Source organism: Levilactobacillus wangkuiensis, assembly GCF_016861605.1.
Lineage (GTDB): Bacteria > Bacillota > Bacilli > Lactobacillales > Lactobacillaceae > Levilactobacillus > Levilactobacillus wangkuiensis.
This window is the reverse complement of sequence record NZ_BOLM01000053.1, coordinates 1-1,199: the sequence shown is the minus strand read 5'-3', so window position 1 is coordinate 1,199 and position 1,199 is coordinate 1. Positions and strand designations below refer to the sequence as shown.

The 1,199-nt window shown below is 47.1% G+C and carries 1 protein-coding gene; it reads right to left on the bottom strand.

The window, feature by feature from the left end; genetic code table 11:
- Positions 1-9: 9 nt before the first annotated feature.
- Positions 10-1,089 carry an IS30 family transposase gene (locus JUF13_RS14380; protein ID WP_056990137.1) on the bottom strand — a complete coding sequence of 360 codons (1,080 nt, stop codon included), beginning with the start codon at positions 1,087-1,089 and terminating at the stop codon, positions 10-12.
- Between the last annotated feature and the right edge of the window lie 110 nt (positions 1,090-1,199).

The following is a 1,199-nucleotide window of genomic DNA, read 5'->3' as shown; positions in this document are numbered from 1 at the left end:
CCCCAATTGTCAAATCAAGTGCAACACAGGACAGTAAGGCGTAAGCATAACCGGATGCATGTTCTTGAAGACCTGTGTTTTGAAGACCTGGGCGGCGCTAGCATAGCCCAGGGATTTACGTAAGCGATGGTTAAGTGCGTTTTGAATGGCTTGGATCGTTGGTAGATCAAAGTTCTTGAGAGAGATGCCCTTCGGAATGTACTCACGGATGAGACCGTTGAGATTCTCATTAGACCCTCGTTCAGAGGGCGTATAAGGATGAGCGAAGTAAACTTTGGTTCCTTGGACCTGATCTAGCTCGGCAAATTCACTGCCATTGTCAAATGTGATTGACTGGAAGTTCTTAGGACCATAGGCCGTAATGACCCCTTGAAGTGCCTGGCGGCAAGTGTCAGCGTGGTAGTCAGGAATCTTAACGATGATTTCAAAACGACTGACACGCTCGGTTAATGTCATCAGTGCGGGCTCGCTAGCAACCCGCTTGCCCTTAACTAGGTCTCCTTCCCAGTCACCCACCAAGATGCGTTGGTCGACGATAGCTGGTCGCTCATCGATTGAGCTACCCAATATCTTCTTATTCTTTCGGGAGCGAGTTCGACGAGTGCTCTTTACTCGGCGACGAAGCTTGACTGGTAAATCAGCGTTACAGAGGTCGAGATAACCTAAATCAATGTACCGATAAACCGTGGGGGTCGATGGACACGGCTTGTCCGGATAAAGTTGATGGAATCGGTGGACGAAGCTATCGACACTATCGACTCTAATCTTGGTTTTGAGTGCTTGGACTAACAGCTTGAAGAAGAGCCAGCAACGCTTTAGTAAACCCTTAGAATGGCATTTAAGGCGGTCTTTTTCATAGACAGCCTGTCCTGCTTCAGCAAAATATTGATAGTATGGCAGATAGTCGGAGTTAAGCTGGCGAACCGTGCCACGCTTGATTTCGCGTGAGATAGTACTGGGATTTCGATGAAGATTACGAGCAATTTGGCGAACAGATTGGTGGTCCTTCAAGAACGCTTCAATTTGGCCACGCTCTTCGGCAGAGAGTTGTTGGTAAGTAATGGTAGTGGTATGATTTGACTGGGTCATGGAGATACCTCTTTCTTTTTGGTTTGGTCGCTTAAAAGTATAGGTCTCCATGGCCTATTTGTTTACCCTTAATGTCTTAAGGGGTGTTGCACTTCAATTTTAAATCGGGC

Bases quoted from the DNA above. Each gene is read 5' to 3' on its own strand.
- JUF13_RS14380 (WP_056990137.1), bottom strand. From the start codon at position 1,089: ATGACCCAGTCAAATCATACCACTACCATTACTTACCAACAACTCTCT.